Source organism: Thermoanaerobacterium thermosaccharolyticum DSM 571 (genome assembly GCF_000145615.1).
GTDB lineage: Bacteria > Bacillota > Thermoanaerobacteria > Thermoanaerobacterales > Thermoanaerobacteraceae > Thermoanaerobacterium > Thermoanaerobacterium thermosaccharolyticum.
Window position 1 is genome coordinate 908,450 of record NC_014410.1, and the last position, 21,031, is coordinate 929,480.

General features: G+C 31.8%; 18 protein-coding genes. 14 read left to right on the forward strand and 4 right to left on the reverse strand.

Features of this window, described 5'->3' with window-relative positions; translation table 11 throughout:
* Window positions 1-9: 9 nt before the first annotated feature.
* The 4 genes from TTHE_RS04475 to TTHE_RS04490 all read right to left on the reverse strand — a co-directional run bounded on the left by TTHE_RS04475 (window position 10) and on the right by TTHE_RS04490 (window position 4,374).
* Window positions 10-1,647 carry an NAD+ synthase gene (locus TTHE_RS04475; RefSeq protein WP_013297406.1) on the reverse strand — a complete coding sequence of 546 codons (1,638 nt, stop codon included), beginning with the start codon at window positions 1,645-1,647 and terminating at the stop codon, window positions 10-12.
* Between the two features lie 91 nt (window positions 1,648-1,738).
* Entirely contained in the window at window positions 1,739-2,548 is an 810-nt protein-coding gene (locus TTHE_RS04480; protein WP_013297407.1) for an ABC transporter permease, read from the reverse strand.
* Window positions 2,541-3,287: an ABC transporter ATP-binding protein gene (locus TTHE_RS04485; protein ID WP_013297408.1), complete on the reverse strand. Its 747-nt coding sequence runs from the start codon at window positions 3,285-3,287 to the stop codon at window positions 2,541-2,543. The genes TTHE_RS04480 and TTHE_RS04485 overlap by 8 nt, the downstream gene beginning before the upstream one ends.
* A gap of 67 nt (window positions 3,288-3,354) precedes the next feature.
* Window positions 3,355-4,374: an ABC transporter substrate-binding protein gene (locus TTHE_RS04490; protein ID WP_013297409.1), complete on the reverse strand. Its 1,020-nt coding sequence runs from the start codon at window positions 4,372-4,374 to the stop codon at window positions 3,355-3,357.
* Window positions 4,375-4,561: 187 nt separating this feature from the next.
* Between TTHE_RS04490 and TTHE_RS04495 the strand changes: the two genes are divergently transcribed.
* The 14 genes from TTHE_RS04495 (at window position 4,562) to TTHE_RS04560 (ending at window position 21,029) form a co-directional block, all read left to right on the forward strand.
* Window positions 4,562-7,069 (forward strand): O-antigen ligase family protein, encoded by a 2,508-nt coding sequence (locus TTHE_RS04495; RefSeq protein WP_013297410.1) that lies wholly within the window; start codon window positions 4,562-4,564, stop codon window positions 7,067-7,069.
* A gap of 113 nt (window positions 7,070-7,182) precedes the next feature.
* Window positions 7,183-8,061 carry a pyridoxal 5'-phosphate synthase lyase subunit PdxS gene (gene pdxS / locus TTHE_RS04500; protein ID WP_013297411.1) on the forward strand — a complete coding sequence of 293 codons (879 nt, stop codon included), beginning with the start codon at window positions 7,183-7,185 and terminating at the stop codon, window positions 8,059-8,061.
* A 1-nt stretch (window position 8,062) separates the two neighbouring features.
* Complete coding sequence (gene pdxT / locus TTHE_RS04505; protein WP_013297412.1) at window positions 8,063-8,629, forward strand: pyridoxal 5'-phosphate synthase glutaminase subunit PdxT; 567 nt, start codon at window positions 8,063-8,065, stop codon at window positions 8,627-8,629.
* A gap of 276 nt (window positions 8,630-8,905) precedes the next feature.
* Window positions 8,906-9,832, forward strand: coding sequence for a DUF4351 domain-containing protein (locus TTHE_RS04510; protein ID WP_013297413.1), 927 nt, complete (start codon window positions 8,906-8,908; stop codon window positions 9,830-9,832).
* 30 nt (window positions 9,833-9,862) lie between these two features.
* Window positions 9,863-10,765, forward strand: coding sequence for a DUF4351 domain-containing protein (locus tag TTHE_RS04515; RefSeq protein ID WP_013297414.1), 903 nt, complete (start codon window positions 9,863-9,865; stop codon window positions 10,763-10,765).
* Between the two features lie 373 nt (window positions 10,766-11,138).
* On the forward strand, window positions 11,139-12,089 hold the full coding sequence (locus TTHE_RS04520; protein WP_013297415.1) for a DUF4351 domain-containing protein: 951 nt from the start codon (window positions 11,139-11,141) through the stop codon (window positions 12,087-12,089).
* 148 nt (window positions 12,090-12,237) lie between these two features.
* Entirely contained in the window at window positions 12,238-13,152 is a 915-nt protein-coding gene (locus tag TTHE_RS04525; protein ID WP_013297416.1) for a DUF4351 domain-containing protein, read from the forward strand.
* A 108-nt stretch (window positions 13,153-13,260) separates the two neighbouring features.
* A complete protein-coding gene (locus tag TTHE_RS04530) occupies window positions 13,261-13,908 on the forward strand; it encodes a class I SAM-dependent methyltransferase (RefSeq protein WP_013297417.1) in 648 nt (215 codons plus the stop codon).
* A 12-nt stretch (window positions 13,909-13,920) separates the two neighbouring features.
* Complete coding sequence (locus TTHE_RS04535) at window positions 13,921-15,045, forward strand: glycosyltransferase family 4 protein (RefSeq protein WP_013297418.1); 1,125 nt, start codon at window positions 13,921-13,923, stop codon at window positions 15,043-15,045.
* 3 nt (window positions 15,046-15,048) lie between these two features.
* Entirely contained in the window at window positions 15,049-15,876 is an 828-nt protein-coding gene (locus TTHE_RS04540; protein ID WP_013297419.1) for a hypothetical protein, read from the forward strand.
* A gap of 137 nt (window positions 15,877-16,013) precedes the next feature.
* Window positions 16,014-17,210: an IS701 family transposase gene (locus TTHE_RS04545; protein ID WP_013297420.1), complete on the forward strand. Its 1,197-nt coding sequence runs from the start codon at window positions 16,014-16,016 to the stop codon at window positions 17,208-17,210.
* 28 nt (window positions 17,211-17,238) lie between these two features.
* Window positions 17,239-18,111, forward strand: coding sequence for a glycosyltransferase family 4 protein (locus tag TTHE_RS04550; RefSeq protein ID WP_013297421.1), 873 nt, complete (start codon window positions 17,239-17,241; stop codon window positions 18,109-18,111).
* Between the two features lie 567 nt (window positions 18,112-18,678).
* Entirely contained in the window at window positions 18,679-19,905 is a 1,227-nt protein-coding gene (locus TTHE_RS04555) for a glycosyltransferase family protein (RefSeq protein WP_013297422.1), read from the forward strand.
* Window positions 19,905-21,029, forward strand: a complete 1,125-nt coding sequence (locus TTHE_RS04560) for a glycosyltransferase family 4 protein (RefSeq protein ID WP_013297423.1) — start codon at window positions 19,905-19,907, stop codon at window positions 21,027-21,029. The genes TTHE_RS04555 and TTHE_RS04560 overlap by 1 nt, the downstream gene beginning before the upstream one ends.
* Window positions 21,030-21,031: the final 2 nt, after the last annotated feature.

Sequence of the window (21,031 nt, forward strand, 5' to 3'; positions counted from 1 at the left end):
AATAAAAAATTACGGTCTGAATCTCTGCGCAATCGGCATGCGCCTTCCGACACCAAATGCTTTTGTTGTAACTTTAAGACCCGGCGCTGCTTGTTTTCTCTTGTATTCTGCATTGTTGACCTTTCTGATTACATCTCTTACAAGGTCTTTATCATAGCCGTCTGCTATGATCTCACTTATAGATTTATCATCTTCTATATATGACTTCAATATATCATCTAGTATTTCATATGGCGGTAGTGAATCAGTATCTTTCTGGTTTGGCCTTAGCTCTGCAGATGGAGCCTTTTCAATGGTTGACAGCGGTATTATGATTTTGTCTCTATTTATATACTTTGCAAGTTCGTACACCATCGTCTTTGGCACATCGGATATTACAGCAAGTCCACCGCTCATATCTCCATACAGTGTACAGTAGCCAACAGCAATTTCTGACTTATTTCCGGTTGTTAAGACCATGTATCCTTCTCTATTTGATATGAACATCAGATAGTTGCCTCTTATCCTGGCCTGCAGATTTTCTTCTGCTAGATCTCCTAAAACATTGCCATCTTTGTTAAAAATAGAGATATAGCTTTTAAATACATCTTCAATAGGTATTACTCTGTACTGTATGCCTAGATTTTGTGCTAGATCCCTTGCATCATCTTTGCTGCCTTCTGAAGAATAGCGAGATGGCATAGATACGCCCAGTACATTTTCACGCCCTAGAGCTTTTACTGCAAGTGCGCATGTGACAGCAGAATCAATACCGCCGCTTAAGCCTACCACTGCTTTTTTAAAGCCTGTCTTTCTAAAATAATCTCTAAGTCCTAAAATTAGTGCATCATGAACCCATGAAATATCTTCTTTGATTTCTTGAAGCGGTTTTAGTTCATCAAGATTTTCAGTATCTACAAAAGCAATATCCTCAGAAAATGACCTTAAGTTTACGACTCTGTCGCCATTGGAATTTATTGCGAAACTGTTACCATCAAAAATCAGCTCGTCATTTCCACCGACTTGATTTACATATATTAGAGGCAGTTTATATTTCTTTGATATTTGCTTTACCATCTTTGTCCTTAATTCTTGCTTTCCAAGGTTATACGGCGATGCGGAAATATTTATAAAAATGTCTGGATTTAGCTTGTACTGCTCTTCCAAAACATCTATATCGTACCTTGGTCTTTCCCAGAAGTCCTTGTCGTTCCATATGTCTTCGCAAATATTTACTGCAAGGCGCATTCCTTTAAAATCAAAGCAAGTCCTACTTTTTGCTGGCTCAAAATACCTTTGCTCATCAAATACATCGTAATTTGGCAAAAGGGTTTTGTCAGCTTGTCCGATTATTTTACCGTTGTATAGAAGTAGTGCTGAGTTATGAAGCATATAGTCTTTTTCTTTATCTTTTGTGGCTATACCTACTATGACGCCAATATCATTTGTTTCAGGCAATATAAGCTCATTTAAAGCACTATATGATGATTCCAAAAAATCAGGGTTATAAAGTAAATCCTTAGGAGGATATCCAATGATAGAAAGCTCTGGAAAGACGATAAGATCCATATTAGCTTTTTTTGCTTCTTTTATATACATAATTATTTTTTCACAGTTGTTCTTTATGTCGCCCACAGTTGGATTCAGCTGTGCTAATGCTATCTTCATAAATCTCACCTCGAAATATTTTCATAAAGATATTTTAGCACATAATGAAAAAAAATACACCAGCATAATGCGGTGCAGTACATTACATAAACTACTGCCATTTGATTATTTTTTTTTCAATGTATACTAAAAGTACGTACATCAATGCAGCCAGCACAGATAAAATTAGGACACTGGACATGACTATGTCAAGCTTGAATATCTGTCCGCCATACACGATGAGATATCCTAGACCAGCTTTAGATACTAAGAATTCGCCTGTTATTACGCCAACCCAAGATAGCCCCATGTTGATTTTTATGGCAGACATGATAGTTGGGATACTGGCTGGCAAAATGCACTTTGTAAGTATTTGATACTTTGTAGCGCCAAATGTCTTTAAAAGTTTTATCTTATCCTCATCTACTTGCATAAAGCCTGTCTCTAAACTTATTATTGTGACGATTAAAGATATAGCCAGTCCCATCGTTATTATAGGTGCTTCGCCATTTCCCATCCATACGATGAATATAGGACCTAATGCGATCTTTGGCAGGCTGTTTAATACTATTAGATATGGTTCAGCTACTTTTGATGCAAATGAAGACCACCAAAGCATGATTGCAATTGCTATGCCTATAAATGTACCAAGTGCAAATCCTATCAATGTCTCACTTAGTGTAACCCATATGTGTGTAAACAGTGAGCCGTCTTCACTTAAATTTATGATTGTTTTAAGCATTCTAGAAGGCTGGCTAAATAAAAATGGATCTATCAATTTAAGCCTTCCGGCTATTTCCCAAACAGCAAAAAATGCAATCAATATTATAATCTGAGTAGTTCTTATAGCTATCTCTTTTCTTTTGACTTTTTTTAAGAATTCTCTGTGCTCTTTTGACATGTTTGACGTTATTTCATACATGGACATCAAGCTCCTTCCATATCTCGTTGAAATAATCTCTAAATTCCGGGGCTTTTCTGCATCCAATCGGAGAGCGGTTATCGCATGTAAGGTGTATTTCATGCACGCTTTTAACAACTGCCGGCCTATTAGACAAAACCACGATCCTATCGCACATTGCAATTGCCTCGGATATATCGTGAGTAACGATAATAGCTGTCTTTTTTACTCCCTTCAATATGCTCCATACCTCATCAGATATTGCAAGCCTTGTCTGATAATCAAGTGCTGAAAAAGCCTCATCCAATAGCATAATGTCAGGCTTTAAGGCCAGAGTCCTGATTAATGCTGCCCTTTGCCTCATTCCTCCTGATATCTGATTTGGATAATGGTATTTAAACTCTGCAAGACCGTATCTATCTAATAGTCCCTCTACATGCCTTATAGACTCATCATTGACAGCATTTTGTATCTCAAGGCCAAGAAGAACATTCTGCATGATGTTTCGCCACTCAAAAAGGTGATCTCTCTGAAGCATGTATCCAACCTTGCCGTTCACTTTTACGCTTCCGCCTGATGGTTTCAAGAGGCCCGCAATAATAGATAAAAGTGTGGACTTGCCACATCCAGAAGGTCCTATGACTCCTACAAATTCACCTTCATATACATTAAAAGAGACATTTTTTATTGCTTCTGTTTCACCCTTTACCGTATGATAGTTTAAAGAGACATTTTCAAGTTCTACCATGACTTTATCCATAAGATGCACCTCCTGCCATATTTTAAGCATACTTACAGGGGACAATCTTTCTATTGTCCCCACAACATCATTTCTTTATCGTTGCTACAGCCTTATCTGCGAAAGTATTGTCTATAAGAGCATTGGGGTCTACTTTGCTGTCTATTTCACCGGCATTTAACAACACATTCTGAAGGGCGTCAAAATCAGCCGGCTTCATTTGCGGTGTTGTACCCCATGCATCTATGCTTTTGTATCTGTTAATGACCTTTGTTATGATATCAATATCTGTGTCAGGGAAGAATGACTTGATATCTTCAGCAACCTGCTTTGATGAGTGAGATTGAACGTACAGCATTCCTTTGTAAACTGCATTCGTGAAATGCTGTATGATATCAGGATGTTCTTTTATATAACTTTTTCTAGCATTAAATGTCGTATATGGCACATCATGTCCGGCAGCACCGACAGATGCTACGATATATCCGCCTTTTTCGCTTTCCACCTGCGATGCTGTCGGTTCAAACAGTGCGACGTAGTCTGCATCGGATCTCATAAATGCACCGGCGGTTGCTGTAAATTGTAGATTTGTAACTAGATTTACATCTTTCTTAGGATCTAGTCCGTGTTCTTTCAGTATATATTCAAGAGTCATTTCAGGCATGCCACCGGGCCTTCCGCCTATTATCTTTTTTCCTTTTAAGTTTTCCCACTTGAAATTCGGTTCTGGCTTTTTGCCTACTAAGAATGAGCCGTCTTTTTTTGTAAGTTGTGCAAAATTTACAAGGTAATCCTCTTTTCCTTCCTTATATACGTAGACGGTAGTTTCTGGACCTTGCAGTCCTATGTCGGCTTGACCTGATACAACTGCTGTTGCGGCTTTGTCAGAACCTTGTGCGGTTGTTATCTCCAATTGAAGTCCTTCTTCTTTGAAAAATCCTTTATTTACTGCTGCGTAGTACGGTGCATAAAAAATCGAGTGAACTGTCTCAATAAAATTTATCTTTGTAATCTGCTGCTCTTTTGCTTTACATCCTGTAAACAAAACAGATGTAAGTATCAATGTAAGTATAAGCGTAAAAATAAGTAATTTCCTATGCTTTCTCATGAATATACCTCCCATTTATTTATATTTCAGTTTATTATATTCTATCAATTGCAAATGGTGATTGAATGGAAAATAAGATTTTTTCAATTACCGATTCGTTAAATGATTAGATAAGAAGGAAATTAAATATTTTTGTCGAATAAGATTATTTGTGTATTTTTTATAACATGTACAAAGGAGAATTAATATGGCACAGAAAGCAGCAAAAAAGAGAAAAGTCAATGTTAATGTAGAAAAAAGCAGTACAAATACTATTTTTACAATTAATATCGTATTTTACATATCATTGCTTCTATTGGTGGCATTACCACCGTATTTTAGAGGCATGTACTTCGACAATGAATTTCTGCCTACCATCGGAATTACATCTATTGTGGTGCTGATTTGGGCACTTATAAAGATATTTAAAAAGGAACCCATAATTACAGAAAGACTTGACTATGCTGCATTATCCCTTGTTGGAGCATATCTTATATCAACATTTTTCGCGGTAAATATACGGACTGCAATAGGGGAGACGTTAAAATACGTAGACTATGTGTTTATCTATTTTATGGTAAGCAGGCTTGCTAATGACAAGAAAAAGATATGGGTTCTTTTAAATGTACTTGTTTTAAGTTCATTTGGAGTAGCTGTAGTAGGGCTTTTATCTGCTGCAGGATACATAAACTACAATGGATCATGGGTAGGTGGAAGAATCAATTCTACATTTCAATATGCTAATACTGCAGCGTCATTTATGATGGCATTTTTGTTTGTGAACTTTGCCCTTATATCATACACAGAAAATAAATACATAAAAGCACTGTATGGGATAGAAGCATTTGTACAGTTTTATGCTTACATATTTACATTGTCCCGCGGTGCATGGGTAATGTTTCCGTTTTTGTTTCTGTTCCTTATCATAATGATGCCAAAAGGTAAAAAGGTGGAGCCTTTCATCTACTTAATAGGTATAGTCGTAGCATCGTCACTGCCTATAGTGAAATTTAATTCTATTGTAAATGGTCCTAAACCACACAATCTGCTTATGTGGATATTTGTAGGAGCTTTGCTATCAGCTATTTTCACATATCTGATAAGTTTCATAGTTGATGCTGTAAATAAGATAAGCTTAAAAGTAGGTATATCGATAATTGTTATTGTGGGCATTCTTTCATCAATAGGTGGATACATGGTATTGACATCGCAAATGCCGCTTACATTAAGTCATGGTCAAAATGAGGCCGACAGCTTAAAAAGCGTCACAAGATTTGTCAATGTTGATGCTGATAGGATTTATGTTCTTAAATATACGGTAAAATCAGAAAATAGCGAAAACAGGGATTGGGCGTATGGAATCACAATAGACAGCAGAAATGATTTAGATCAGCCTACAAAAATTAAAGATGTGTACGACAAAGAAAGTTTCAGCGGAGAAAAAACTATTGAATTTTCTACGTTAAAGGACACCAAGAGGTTGGCTATAACTTTTATAAACAATTTTAAAGATACGTCTGTAACATTTAAAAAAGCGTATATATATCCAAAAAACAACCCAAAAGATGTACAAAACATTATGCTTAAATACAAGTACCTGCCTGAAAATGTGGCATCAAGGATACAGGATATTAGCCTAAGTAGCCACAGCAGTTCAGAGCGCATGCAGTTTTACAAAGATGGATTTAAGATTTTTAAAGATTATCCGCTGTTTGGAGCAGGTGGAGGGGCATGGGCATCCCTTTACTTCAAGTATCAGTCTTACCTCTATTGGACTACGCAGACACATAATTACTTCATGCAGGTTTTGCTTGATACAGGTGTAGTTGGAGCAGCAGCAATCATATTCTTCTTAATTGCTCTCATATTATCAATATTTAAGCTCTATAAAGCAGAAATGGATAGATATGAGCGCATACTGCTGGCATCTGCTGCAACAGGCATATTAAGCCTTTATGCCCATGCAGCAATGGATTTTGACCTTTCTTTATCTGCTGTAACGATAGCGCTGTACGCCCTTATTGGCATAATAAACAGCATGAGTATAAGCAGGAAAGAGTCAGCAACACCAATTATAAAAGGCAAAAAATTGTACAATGGATATTACAACTATGGAGTTTTAATAGTTGGAATAGTCGTCATGTTTATATCATTCTCTCTTTCGGCTGCGTTGAGATACGCTGAAAAAGGTGACAGTTTGGTGAAGACAAACAATATTGGTCAAGCTATGCAATACTACAAAAGCGCTGTATCATATGATCCGTGGAATGCAAAGTACAGGATGTCTTACGGGCAGACATTGGCTAGCATAGCAGATCAGACAAAGGACGCAGCGACACTTCAGGAGGCAATGAATGAAGAGCAGAAAGCAGTAGATCTAGAACCGTTTAATTCTCAATTATCGGCGCAGCTTGGAGCTTTTTACCTTGCCCATGGACAGATAGATAAAGGAATACAGTATGTCAAAAAAGCTGTTGAAGTCCAGCCTTTAAGGCCAGAAAACTATCAACAGCTGGCAGATGCGTATAACAAAGTTGGCATGTTTTACCTGCAAAACAACAATAAAGTGAAAGCGAAAGAGTATCTTGAAAAAGCTGTCGATGTGGAGAATTTGTTTAATGAAGCCAATTCTAAATCAGAAGAACCGAAACCTATGACAGATACAATGAAGAAAATAGTAGACAATTCTAAACAAATATTAAAAGGGATACAGTGATGTATCCTTTTTTTTGTATCCATATTGTACTGATTGACATGTTCGCATTTAATAGATACAATTGATTTAAAATAATAAAAATTGTTATATAGTAAATAGGGGGAATAAGTACAATGAATGAAAGATATGAATTAAATAAAAACCTTGCTCAAATGCTAAAAGGCGGAGTCATAATGGATGTTACAACACCTGAACAGGCTGTTATCGCAGAAAAGGCTGGTGCAGTTGCAGTAATGGCGCTTGAAAGGGTACCTGCCGATATAAGAGCGCATGGCGGCGTTGCAAGGATGTCAGATCCAAAGATAATAAAAGCGATAAAAGAAGCCGTGTCAATACCTGTCATGGCAAAAGTCAGGATAGGACATTTTGTGGAAGCACAGGTTTTAGAGGCTTTGAAGATAGATTATATTGATGAAAGTGAAGTGCTGACACCTGCAGATGAATCATACCACATAAACAAGTGGCAGTTTAAAGTTCCATTTGTTTGCGGTGCGCGAAACTTAGGGGAAGCATTAAGGAGAATTGGCGAAGGTGCCTCAATGATAAGGACTAAAGGTGAAGCAGGTACAGGAAATGTAGTTGAAGCAGTAAGACATATGAGAACTATAACAGCAGAGATAAAAAGACTTACAACTTTAAGCGATGAAGAACTTATGACAGCAGCAAAGGAATTGCAGGCTCCTTATGAATTAGTAAAATATGTTGCAGAAAACGGGAGACTGCCAGTTGTGAATTTTGCAGCGGGAGGTATTGCAACACCGGCAGATGCTGCACTGATGATGCAGCTTGGAGCAGATGGGGTCTTTGTAGGTTCAGGCATATTTAAATCAGAAAACCCCGAAAAGCGTGCTCAAGCAATTGTAAAAGCTACGACATATTATGACAAACCAGAGATAATAGCAGAAGTATCAGAAGGATTGGGCGAAGCAATGAATAGCATCGATATAAGGGATCTTTCAGAAAAAGATTTATATGCCAATAGGGGCTGGTAAAATGCGTGTTGGTGTTCTTGCGATACAAGGTTCTGTAGAAGAACATATAGATAAACTAAAAAGATTAGATGGTATAACACCTGTAGAAGCAAAAGATAAAGAGACTTTAAAAAGCATAGATGCACTTATATTACCTGGCGGGGAAAGCACTGCCATAGGAAAAATGCTTAATGACTTTGACTTAAAAGATGTAATTATAGATCTTTACAGATCTGGTGCGCCTATATGGGGAACGTGTGCAGGTATGATATTGATGGCTAAACATATCGTGAATGATGATAAAGTTCATTTAGGTATAATGGACATAAAGGTGCGGAGAAATGCGTACGGAAGTCAGCTTGATAGCTTTACAACAAAGCTTAGTATGCCTGACGTATCAAAAGACGAAATAGATGCAGTGTTTATAAGAGCGCCTTATATTGAGGATGTAGGAAAAAATGTAAAGGTGCTATCTAGATACAATGGGAAAATAGTGGCAGCGAGGGAAGGCAACCTTTTTGCGACTTCGTTTCATCCAGAACTGACGGACGACTTAAGTTTTTACAAGTATTTTTTAGGGCTGCAGTAAATGCAGCCTTAGTTTATTTTTTGTATACTTTAAGATTTTATTAAAAATTTTGATAGTAAAAGAAGGATTTTCAAAATTTATGTCGAATAGATTTATACTATAAAGTAGTAATATTATCCAGAAATATTCATGAGGCTGTTTCGGCGCCCGTGAATGTTGATGGTGTTAATATTTTGCTACATAGCGGAGGCGGTGAATTTATTCACTGGTGTCCGTATAGCGAAGCTATACCTATTTTGAGGGAAATGTGATATAATTTAAGGAGAAAGAAATAAAATGAATGATTGGCACAGCGATTTTGTAACAGCCATAAAAGAAGAGCTAAAAGATGAAAAAGTTGAAATAAAACAAGAAGAATATCTATCAAAAGAGCCTTTAAGAATAGATGTCATAATAATAAAAAAAGAAAAAGATGTAAAGATAAATAAAAGGATAGGACAAATATTTAAAAGATACAACATAATAGAGTATAAGTCTCCAGATGATTATGTATCAATAGATGATTATTTCAAGGGATTAGGCTATGTATATCTATATAAATCAATAATGAATGCTTACGAGAAATCACGAAAAGAAGTTGATGATATAAAGATAGAAGAATTAACACTGACATTTGTATGTAGCAATCTTCCCAAAAAACTCATATCATTTTTAGCAGAACATAAAATTAAATTAGACAATTCTGATAATGGCATTTATTATATACATAATGAATGGATACCGGTGCAGATAATAGTATTGTCTGAGTTAGAAAATGTAGAGGAAAATTATCCATTGATGGTTTTATCAAATAACATGTATTTCAAAAATGCAATAGAAAAAATATTCACCAGTATAAATGAAGCAAAAGAATATGACAATAAAATAAGGTTAATTGAGGCGGCATTTAGAATAGATCCAGGTATAGTTTCGGAGGTGATTAAGATGTATGCAGACAGATTAAATGAAGAGCAGATGAAATATGTAATAAACAACTTAAAGGAAGCGAACTTTAAAATTTATACTGAGGAAGAATTAAAAAAGAGTATTGAAAAAGGTATGGAAAATCTCGTTATAAGATTGTTGAAGAAGAAATTCAGTGATATACCTGAAAAATATATAAAGTTAATTGAAGATGCAGATGAGAAAACATTGCTTCAAATAGCAGACAACATATTTGAAATTAATAAGATAGAGGACTTAGAAAAATATATTGTAAATTAACATTGTTAATAAGTAGGTAGGAGAAAAAGAGTGAAGGATATTAATTTAGATATATCTTATCAGAATAACGATATAATATTAAAATCAATGGCACAAGAGTTCAAAGATAAATCGCTTAAGTTTTACGGGATAAATGTACCTAAAATAGTAACAGTTATACCAGCGAACTTGCCGTCAATTGAAGTCAAAGAAGATAGGCTGGATTTTATATTTCTTTTGGAAGATGACTCATTGCTGCATATGGAATTTCAAACGACAAATAAAAAAGCCGATATAAAAAGATTTTTGCAGTATGACACAAGGCTTTATAGTAAATATGAGAGAACAATAAGAACTGTTGTAATATATTCTGGTAAAATAGAAGAAGCGATTAGTAGATTAGACATTGGATCAATAATATATAAAGTAGAACAAGTATTTTTAGTGAAATATGATGGTGACAAAATATATAAAGAATTAAACGAAAAAATTGACAAAAAACTACGATTGACAGATATAGATAAGCTAAATTTAATATTTTTACCACTTATGGGAAGCAAAAAAGGCAGTGATGAGATGGCAATAGATGCAGTAGAACTGGCGAAAAAGATAGAAGATGAAGATGAAAAGACATATATAATCGGTGCATTAATAGGAATAAGTGATAAATTTCTGACCGATGAATATAAAAATAAATTGAAAGGAGCGATAAGAATGACTAAGATAGCCGAAATGTTGATACAAGAAGGAAAAGCCGAAGGAAAGGCTGAAGGAAAGGTCGAAGGAAAGGCTGAATTAATTATTAAACTTTTAAATAAAAAATTTGACAAAATACCAGAATTTTATGTAAAAAAAATGTACGAGTTAAATATAGATAAATTAGAAAAGATAGGGGAGGATATTTTTGATATAAAAAAGATAGAGGACCTAGATAAATACTTTAATGATAATTAGTTTGATAAAAAAAGGTAATTAAGCCTTTTATTTTTTTATGCATAAATACCCATGTCAAGATGATGGGTTTAGAAAAACTTTAACGATACCAAGTGGAATGGATCATGTCTTGCCGCCAATGTTATTATGCATGATATTTAAAAATTTTGATAGTAAAAGAAGGATTTTCAAAATTTATGTCGAATAGATTTATACTATAAAGTAGTAATATTATCCAGAAATATTCATGAGGCTGTTTCGGCGCCCGTGAATGTTGATGGTGTTAATATTTTGCTACATAGCGGAGGCGGTGAATTTATTCACTGGTGTCCGTATAGCGAAGCTATACCTATTTTGAGGGAAATGTGATATAATTTAAGGAGAAAGAAATAAAATGAATGATTGGCACAGCGATTTTGTAACAGCCATAAAAGAAGAGCTAAAAGATGAAAAAGTTGAAATAAAACAAGAAGAATATCTATCAAAAGAGCCTTTAAGAATAGATGTCATAATAATAAAAAAAGAAAAAGATGTAAAGATAAATAAAAGGATAGGACAAATATTTAAAAGATACAACATAATAGAGTATAAGTCTCCAGATGATTATGTATCAATAGATGATTATTTCAAGGGATTAGGCTATGTATATCTATATAAATCAATAATGAATGCTTACGAGAAATCACGAAAAGAAGTTGATGATATAAAGATAGAAGAATTAACACTGACATTTGTATGTAGCAATCTTCCCAAAAAACTCATATCATTTTTAGCAGAACATAAAATTAAATTAGACAATTCTGATAATGGCATTTATTATATACATAATGAATGGATACCGGTGCAGATAATAGTATTGTCTGAGTTAGAAAATGTAGAGGAAAATTATCCATTGATGGTTTTATCAAATAACATGTATTTTAAAAATGCAATAGAGAAACTATTCACCAGTATAAATGAAGCAAAAGAATATGACAATAAAATAAGATTAATTGAGGCGGCATTTAGAATAGATCCGAGTAAAGTTTCGGAGGTGATTAAGATGTATGCAGACAGATTAAATGAAGAGCAGATGAAATATGTAATAAACAACTTAAAGGAAGCGAACTTTAAAATATATACTGAGGAAGAATTAAAAAAGAGTATGGAAAAAGGCATGGAAAAAGGTATTGAAAAAGGTATGGAAAATCTCGTTATAAGATTGTTGAAGAAGAAATTCAGTGATATACCTGAAAAATATATAAAGTTAATTGAAGATGCAGATGAGAAGACATTGCTTCAAATAGCAGACAACATATTTGAAATTAATAAGATTGAAGATATAGAGAAATATATTGTAAGTTAGGATTTGTTTTTGCCTTTTTAATTCAGAAATATAATCTTTACCTATTTGGAATACTACAAGACGTTTTAAATTTGCTTACATCCATTTATGGGGCATATATTTTAAACAAAAGATTAATAAATATGGTATAATTAAGAGGAGAAAAAGCGTGAAGAATAATAACTTAGATATATCTTATCAGAATAACGATATAATATTAAAATCGATGGCTCAAGAATTCAAAGATAAATCGCTTAAGTTTTACGGGATAAATGTACCTAAAATAGTAACAGTTATACCGGCGAATTTACCGTCAATTGAAGTTAAGGAAGATAGGCTGGATTTTATATTTCTTTTGGAAGATGACTCATTGTTGCATATGGAATTTCAAACAACAAATAAAAAAGCCGATATAAAAAGATTTTTGCAGTATGATGCAAGGCTGTATAATAAATATGAGAGAACAATAAGGACTGTTGTAATATACTCAGGTAAAATAGAAGAAGCAATTAATAGATTGGACATTGGATCAATAATATATAAAGTAGATCAAGTATTTTTAGTGAAGTACGATGGCGATGAAATATATAAAGAATTAAACGAAAAAATTGATAGGAAATTACAACTAACAGATATAGACAAATTGAACTTAATATTTTTGCCACTTATGGGAAGTAAAAAAAGCAGTGATGAGATGGCAATAGATGCAGTAGAACTTGCGAAAAAGATAGAAAATGAAGATGAAAAGACGTATCTAATCGGTGCATTAATAGGAATAAGTGATAAATTTCTGACCGATGAATATAAAAATAAATTGAAAGGAGCGATAAGAATGACTAAGATAGCCGAAATGTTGATACAAGAAGGTAAGGCCGAAGGAAAAGCCGAAGGAAAGGCCGAAGGAAAAGCCGAAGGAAAGGCTGAATTAATTATTAAACTTTTAAATAAAAAATTTAACAAAATACCGGAATTGTATGTAAAAAGAATGTACGAATTAAATATAGATAAGTTAGAAAAGATAGGTGAGAATATTTTTGATATAAAAAAGATAGAGGATCTAGATAAATACTTTAATGATAATTAGTTTGATAAAAAGGGTAATTAAGCCTTTTATTTTTTTATAAAAATATTAAAAGAATTATACGAAATCATAATTTCGGATAATTGGATAAAATGTAAAGAAGAGGGGAATATGGTGAATATAAATACGAAATCTTATTGGGATAATCGATTTAGGTCAAATGATTGGATTTTAAGCGGCGGGGAAATCCAGACAAAGAGATTTGCGTGTGAGCAAATAAAGTTTTTTAAAATACCGACAACTTTTGATGGAACAATAGTTGATTTTGGATGCGCTTTGGGCGATGCAATTCCTATATATAAGCGAAGGTTTAAAAATGCAAAATTAATTGGGTTTGATATTTCTGAGGAGGCAATTCGAAAATGCAAGGAGAAATATGGTAATATTGCTGATTTCTATCAAGGAACGTATTTAGATGTACCAAAAGTTGATGTTATAATTGCCTCAAATGTATTGGAACATTTAAATGATGATAAAAAAATAGCTGAAGAATTATTAAAAAAATGCAACGACTTATATATAACTGTTCCTTATAAAGAAGTATTAAGTTCGTGCGGTGAACATGTTAATAGTTACGATGAACATTCATTTGATTATTTGAATCCAATAGATTATCATATTTATAAATCGAAAGGTTTGATGTGTTGTAATAGTATCTTTATTGATGTATATGTTAAAAATATAATAAGACCATTATTAGGTAAAAAAATTGTTAAACCTAAATATGAAATCATTTATCATTTTCAAAATAAAAAATAGGTGGGATCAATCATGTCGAAGAGGGTAGTATTTTTGCGTTCAAATCCTGTAGCACCAGATCCTAGAGTCGAGAAAGAAGCAAAAAGTTTGTTCAAACATGGATATGATGTAAATATTGTCGGATGGGATCGAACAGGTCAATTGAATAACGAGAAGTTACCTTATGCAAATATAACAAGATTAAATATCCCAGCACAATTTGGATCAGGAATTAGGAATTTTCCCTATTTAGTTAAATGGAATATTTACCTATTAATTTGGTTGTTTAAAAATCATAATACATATGATTATATTCATGCATGTGATTTTGATACTATTATTCCAACGATTATAACAAAATATCTTTTCAAGAAAAAAGTTGTTTATGATATATTTGATTTTTATTCAGATATGTTAAGAAAAGTACCTAGTGCGATAAAAAAGTTAATAAAGAAAGTTGATTTTTTTTGTATTAATAGGGTGGATGCTGTCATAATAGCTGATGAATGTAGGAAAAAACAAATTAAAGGTAGTAATCCTAAAAGACTGATAGTTATATATAATACACCTGAAGATATTAATAATTATGATAATTGTTTCGAATATAAAGAGTATGGTGCCCAATTACGTATTGCATATGTAGGTCTTCTTCAAATTGAGAGGGGTCTTATTGAAATGATTAAAGTTGTGCAACGCCATCCGAATTGGATGCTCTATTTAGCAGGTTTTGGGGGTGACGAAAATGAAATATTGTCACATTGCTCTAATTTTTCCAATATAAAGTTTTATGGAAGAGTAAATTATGATATAGCACTAAAAATTAATAATAGTTCTGATGTGATGTTTGCAACTTATGATCCTAGTATACCTAATCACAGATTTTCCAGTGCGAATAAGTTATTTGAAGCTATGATGTTAGGGAAACCTATCATAGTAGCTAAGAATACTGGGATGGATGAGTTGGTCGAAAAATATCGTTTAGGCGAAATCGTAGAATATGGAGATATGTATGATTTAGAAAATGCTTTAAAAAATTTTTCGCAGATGAATCTGTATGATAGAGATTCATTCAGTATAAGAGTAAAAGAAATTTATAATAAATATTTTAGCTGGAGTATGATGGAAGGAAAATTAATAAGTCTGTATGAAGAAATATAAAAAATGGTGATTAGATTGAATATTGAGTTATATAGTATTAAAGATAAATTATTTATATTTTTGCTGAGCCTAATTTTAGGTTTGCCAGAAGCTTCGGATAATTCTTATACACTTGGAGTGATTAAAGTTGCCAATAATGCTGTATATATTTCAGATATATTGACAATATTTTTACTAATTGGATTTATAATATATATTATTAAATGTGGCAAAGTAAATAAAGGCGTAGGTATAATAATAATTTTATATATATTGTTATTGCTAATACCTCTTTTTATTGGTATCAGTAATAACAATAATTTATTTAAAATTGTTGCTGATTTAAGGGGCTCTGTATTTATATTATTAATGTATTTTTATTATGAATATTTAAATAAAACTCAAGATAGATTAACATATAAGGTGAATCTTGCTATTCTAAATTCAGTAATATTTTTTACCTTAATAATACTTTTACTATGGATAATTAAGCCGAGTTTAATTTATTTGAATTCGGGACGAATCTCTTATAAATCATTAAATTTAGTAACATTATCTACGTATGTTTCATATACTAATATATTAAATAAAAGATATAATATTTTTTCAAAAATTGTTTTAGTTTTATCAATAATATTAAATATTTTTGGTGGTTTTAGAATTTTGTTAAGTATTCAATTATTATTAATATTTATTCTTTCTTTTAAGTATTTAAAAATAACATATAAAAAAGTAACGTATTTTTTTATGCAAATTTTTGCAGTGTTAATAATTTTAATTGGTCTTCCGGGATTCTTAAAAAAGATCAATGTTATATATATACGTTTTATATATTTAATTTATAATCTATAGATGAGAAAATTCACTGGCACAAATTTACATAATAAACTTACATGAAAAAATTTAATAAAAAATAGAGACAAATGCTCGCTTCTATGGTATTAATATATTGTTACCCTATAACAATATTAATCATAGGAGTGGAGCAAATGTCTCATAATAAAAGAATAACAGAAAATTCATCAATAATCCAGTACTTAATGAAATTAAATTTTGCATTATATTTCTCTAAGCCTGTTATTCGCCATATTGTAGAATTTATAATTGCTGCCACTCAAAAGGGTTATAGTGGTACTGTCACTGACATAGTTAATTTAAGCTTTGCTAATTGCCATAGAACTACCTTTGGCAAATTTTTAAGCCAAGGTGTTTGGAATATAGAGTATGCATGGAAAGCTATAAGGCGAGAAGTTATTCGTATTATATTTGAATTATCCCAAATTAGCAACAAGCCGATATTTGTGATTTTTGATGATACTATTGCTGAGAAGACAAAGCCTTCGTTACAGGCTAAACATACTATCCAGGCAACAGGATTCCATCAATCACATTTAAAAGGGAAACAAGTTTGGGGACACCAACTTCTTACCATGATGCTATCCTGCGGCAAAGTAGTATTGCCTTGCTGCATTGAGCGCTATGAAAAAGGTGGCAAAAGCAAAATCGAAAGAATATGTGAAATGGTATCTATGCTTCCAATACCTAAAGGACCAGCATATGGACTATGTGATTCATGGTACATAAACAAAAAAGTAATAGAAGCACATTTTGAAAGAGGATACCATCTCATAGGAGCACTAAAAACTAACAGAATTATCTATCCACAAGGCATTAGAATTCAGATAAAAGACTTTGCCCAATATATCGAAAAGAACGAAGTTCACCTCGTTACAGTGAACGGTTCTAATTACTGGGTATATCGCTATGAAGGAGCCTTAAATGGCATAGATAATGCTGTAGTAGTATTGTGCTGGCCTGAGAAAGCTTTTAAAAATGAGAATGCTCTACATGCATTTATTTGTACTAATACTGAATTAGATACCGAGACAATTCTAAATTACTACAGTCAAAGATGGCCTATAGAAATATTCTTTAGACAGACAAAGAATAATCTTGGACTAAATACGTATCAAGTACGCTCAACAAAATCAATAGATAGATTATTATGGCTTATATCATTGACATACATGTATTGTACGACTTCAGACGACAAATATTGCAAATTTGGACAAGGAATAAAAAAGGTTCGCAAAGAAGTACAAAAGCAGCGTGTTCAATGGCTATATGAGCAAGCTAATAATAAAGTACCTATTGATGAAATTTTAGAACAACTACAGTTAGCATAGGTGTAGTGTATCTATTTGATGGTAATATTTGTTATCATTTTTTCTCATCTATAGTAAATTAATAAAGCAAAACAAGTATGATATTGTTCATGTGCATCTTTTTCCAGCACAATATTTTTGTTCATTAGCTTCATTGTTTACGAAAGATACTAAATTTATTTTTACTGAGCATAACTCGTTTAATAGGCGTAGAAATTATGTTATATTTCGTATTTTTGATTATATTTCATATTTACCATATGCCAAAATAGTATGTGTTAGTAATATGACTAAGAACGATTTGATTAATTGGATTCCAACTATATCAAATAAAGCTTTAACAATATATAACGGTATTCCCCTTGAAGATAAGAAAGAAGACAATATTAAATATGATTTAATATTAGTTGGATCAATGAGAAGTAATGTAAAAGGTATTGATATTTTATTAAAATCTATAAAAAGTATTGAAGATCATATAAATAAGGTTGCAATAGTAGGTGATGGTATTTTAAAAGATGAATTAATAAATTTAAGGAATAACTTAGGACTAGAAGATAAAGTTGATTTTCTTGGAAATAGAAAAGACATTAATAATTTATTAGAACAATCTAAAATATTTATTTTGCCATCCAGATGGGAAGGACTACCAGTTTCAATTTTAGAAGCAATGTCAAAAGCTAAACCAATTATAGCAACTAAAGTTGGTGGAATTCCAGAAATATTAGAAGATGGAAAAACCGGCTTATTAGTTGAGCCAGAAAATGAAATTGATTTAGCAAAAGCCATTAAAGAATTATTAAATAATTATGATTATGCGAAAAAATTAGGTGAAACTGGGTATAATGTTGTAAAAAATAAATTTTCAATTGAGATATATAGTGATAATCTATATAAATTATATAATGATTTAATAAACTGAAGGAATGGTGTTAGTATATAATTTACTGTACACGAAACATTTAACACGATAAAACATATTTATGGAAGGTAATGTTAAACAGTGTTTAAAATCAGAAGAATTTAAGCAGCAGGTTATAGAGTTATATTATTCGGGTAAGTCAGTGCGGGATCTAAGCTGTGAATATGCGTAGTAACAGTGGCTATTTATAAATGTTATAAAATATTTCCCCCAGTAAAAGTTTTTGAAAGTGAGGAACTCATACCCAAGAATACAAGGTAATAAAGAAGCTTATTTGTGAATTTAAAACGGAGAGTGAAATATTAAAAGAAGATACTGATATAATTGCAAAAAAACGATAAATAAAATTGGTGCTTTCATCAATAAATATAAAGCTCAATATGCAGTTAAGTTTATGTATAAAGCCTTAAAATTTCTAAGGAGCACTTAAATAGGGACACCCATGCTTTTCGAAAGGGGATTTATAGTTTTGGTGTTGTTCTTAAAGCATTGCAAAAAAATTTAAATTTTTTTGTTTGCTTTATTAGCACAAGTCTATTATTTAAAAATCAATGAGGAGCTGTATTTATGATTAACAATACATATTCGCAATATATAACTAAAGAATCTAAATGGGATATTTCATTATACATACCAGCATTACAATGGTTTTTTATAGCTCTGATTATCCGTTTAATAGCTTTAATTATAATTCATTTTTATTCAATTCAAGCAGGATTTAATGGATTTATTCCAATGTCAAGTGGTGGTGATGATAAATATTACTATGATGTTGCAAAAAGTATGTTAAATGGTAATATTCCTACAACATTACCTAATTATTATCCTTATTTTTTGACATTTCTTTTCTTTATTTTTAGTCCAAGCCTATTTCTTGGACAGTTGGCTAATGTTTTATTTAGTTCGATTACTGTTTATTTTGGTGTTTTAATTACGAGAGAAGTAAGTGAAAGTACGAAAAATCAATATGATCTAAGGAATCCCGTAAATATTGCTGGGTTTTTATTGAGTTTTTATCCATCATCTATTTTTTATTCGACACAACTATTAAAAGATCCAATGTTGATTATGATAGGTATTATATCACTATATTTATTAATTCGGTTATTTAATAATTTCAAAATGAAAAATTTGGTTATGCTCATATTTACTCTTATAATATTATCACTTTTACGTGGCTATACAATGTTAGCAATACTGATTGCTTCATTTATATATATACTATTTTCAAATAGAATATCATTTAAATATATTATTGCATTGTTAGTATTATTTGCAACAATTCCAATGATATTTGGTTATGGAATCTTTGGTTTAAACTTTATCAATAATATTCTAAATCCTAAAAAATTATCAACAATACGAGATACTGTTTATTCAATTGGTGGAAGTGCTGCAGGAATAAAAATAGATTTTTCCTCAATTTATGGTTTTATTTTTACCTATGGTTATAGTTTTATTACAGCAATGTTTGGTCCACTCCCATGGCAAATAGAAAATCTTACAATTGCAATTGGACTTATAGATGCAATTATTGTATGGGTTTTAATACCTAAATTTATTAAAGGAGTAAAAAATATATTTGATAGACGTAATATAACAATTAAGGAATTAGTCTTCTTATTTTCATTTATTTTAATTGCTGCAATTGCATTATTCAGTGATAATATTGGTGCAAATACAAGATTACGTATGTTGGCATGGGATGCATTTTTTATTTACGCTGCTTCACTTTATAATTTAAAAAGTAGTAAAAAGAGTATTAAAAATGAGAATGTGAATGGTGATATTTGATGAAGAAAATTTTATTTATAGCAACAGTTGAATCACATATATTAAATTTTCATATTCCTTTTATACAGTATTTTCAAAATAAAGGATGTGAAGTTCATGTTGCGACGAAATTGGGAAATAGACAAGATGAACTGAAAAAATTAGGAATTGTATGTTATGATATTGATTTTGAAAGATCCCCATATTCATTTTCTAATTTAAAAGCACTTAATCAGTTAATAAAGATAATGAGAGAAGATAAATATTCTTTAATTCATGTTCATACACCTGTTGGTGCTTTTTTAGGACGATTAGCTGCAAAAATAACAGGGACAAAACCTGTGATTTATACAGCTCACGGTTTTCATTTCTATAAAGGAGCATCAATAAAGAACTGGCTTATTTATTATACCATGGAGCGTTTAGCTGCTCATTGGACTGATGGTCTTATAACAATGAATGATGAAGATTATAATGCGGCAAAGAGATTTAAACTAAGAAAAAGTAATGCTGTTTTTTATGTTCATGGTGTTGGACTGGATATTGATAAATATAATATAAGTGATAAAAATGAACGAAAACAAACGAGAAAAGCTTTTGGTTTTGGTGAGAAAGATATTGTGATATTAACTGTTGCAGAATTAAATGCAAATAAAAATCATAAACAGATATTAGATTCATTGATAAAATTAAAGAGTCTTGACAATGTATATTATTTAATTGTAGGGATAGGTGAATATGAGTGTTACTTAAAAAAGTATGTAGAAGAGAATGGGTTAAGCGGTAAAGTTAAATTATTAGGTTTTAGACTTGATATACCAGATTTATTAAATATTTCGGACATATTTGCTTTGACTAGCATGAGAGAGGGCTTACCAAGATGCATAATGGAGGCAATGGCAGCAGGAAAACCGGTTGTAGCAACAGATGTAAGAGGAAATAGAGATTTAGTAAAGGATGGAACAAATGGCTATTTAGTGCCTTTAGACGATGTAAATGCGACTGTTGATGCTTTGCAAAATTTGATTGAAAGTGAAGATTTAAGAAAGAAGATGGGAGATGAGGGGAGGAAAATTATTCAAGATTACTCTATTGACAAAGTCTTAAAGGAGATGGATGAGATTTATAGAAGATTATTTATTTGAAG

Coding starts and splice junctions, on each gene's coding strand:
- TTHE_RS04475 (WP_013297406.1), bottom strand. CDS start 1,647: ATGAAGATAGCATTAGCACAGCTGAATCCAACTGTGGGCGACATAAAG.
- TTHE_RS04480 (WP_013297407.1), bottom strand. CDS start 2,548: ATGTATGAAATAACGTCAAACATGTCAAAAGAGCACAGAGAATTCTTA.
- TTHE_RS04485 (WP_013297408.1), bottom strand. CDS start 3,287: ATGGATAAAGTCATGGTAGAACTTGAAAATGTCTCTTTAAACTATCAT.
- TTHE_RS04490 (WP_013297409.1), bottom strand. CDS start 4,374: ATGAGAAAGCATAGGAAATTACTTATTTTTACGCTTATACTTACATTG.
- TTHE_RS04495 (WP_013297410.1), top strand. CDS start 4,562: ATGGCACAGAAAGCAGCAAAAAAGAGAAAAGTCAATGTTAATGTAGAA.
- pdxS (WP_013297411.1), top strand. CDS start 7,183: ATGAATGAAAGATATGAATTAAATAAAAACCTTGCTCAAATGCTAAAA.
- pdxT (WP_013297412.1), top strand. CDS start 8,063: ATGCGTGTTGGTGTTCTTGCGATACAAGGTTCTGTAGAAGAACATATA.
- TTHE_RS04510 (WP_013297413.1), top strand. CDS start 8,906: ATGAATGATTGGCACAGCGATTTTGTAACAGCCATAAAAGAAGAGCTA.
- TTHE_RS04520 (WP_013297415.1), top strand. CDS start 11,139: ATGAATGATTGGCACAGCGATTTTGTAACAGCCATAAAAGAAGAGCTA.
- TTHE_RS04530 (WP_013297417.1), top strand. CDS start 13,261: ATGGTGAATATAAATACGAAATCTTATTGGGATAATCGATTTAGGTCA.
- TTHE_RS04535 (WP_013297418.1), top strand. CDS start 13,921: ATGTCGAAGAGGGTAGTATTTTTGCGTTCAAATCCTGTAGCACCAGAT.
- TTHE_RS04540 (WP_013297419.1), top strand. CDS start 15,049: ATGGTGATTAGATTGAATATTGAGTTATATAGTATTAAAGATAAATTA.
- TTHE_RS04545 (WP_013297420.1), top strand. CDS start 16,014: ATGTCTCATAATAAAAGAATAACAGAAAATTCATCAATAATCCAGTAC.
- TTHE_RS04555 (WP_013297422.1), top strand. CDS start 18,679: ATGATTAACAATACATATTCGCAATATATAACTAAAGAATCTAAATGG.
- TTHE_RS04560 (WP_013297423.1), top strand. CDS start 19,905: ATGAAGAAAATTTTATTTATAGCAACAGTTGAATCACATATATTAAAT.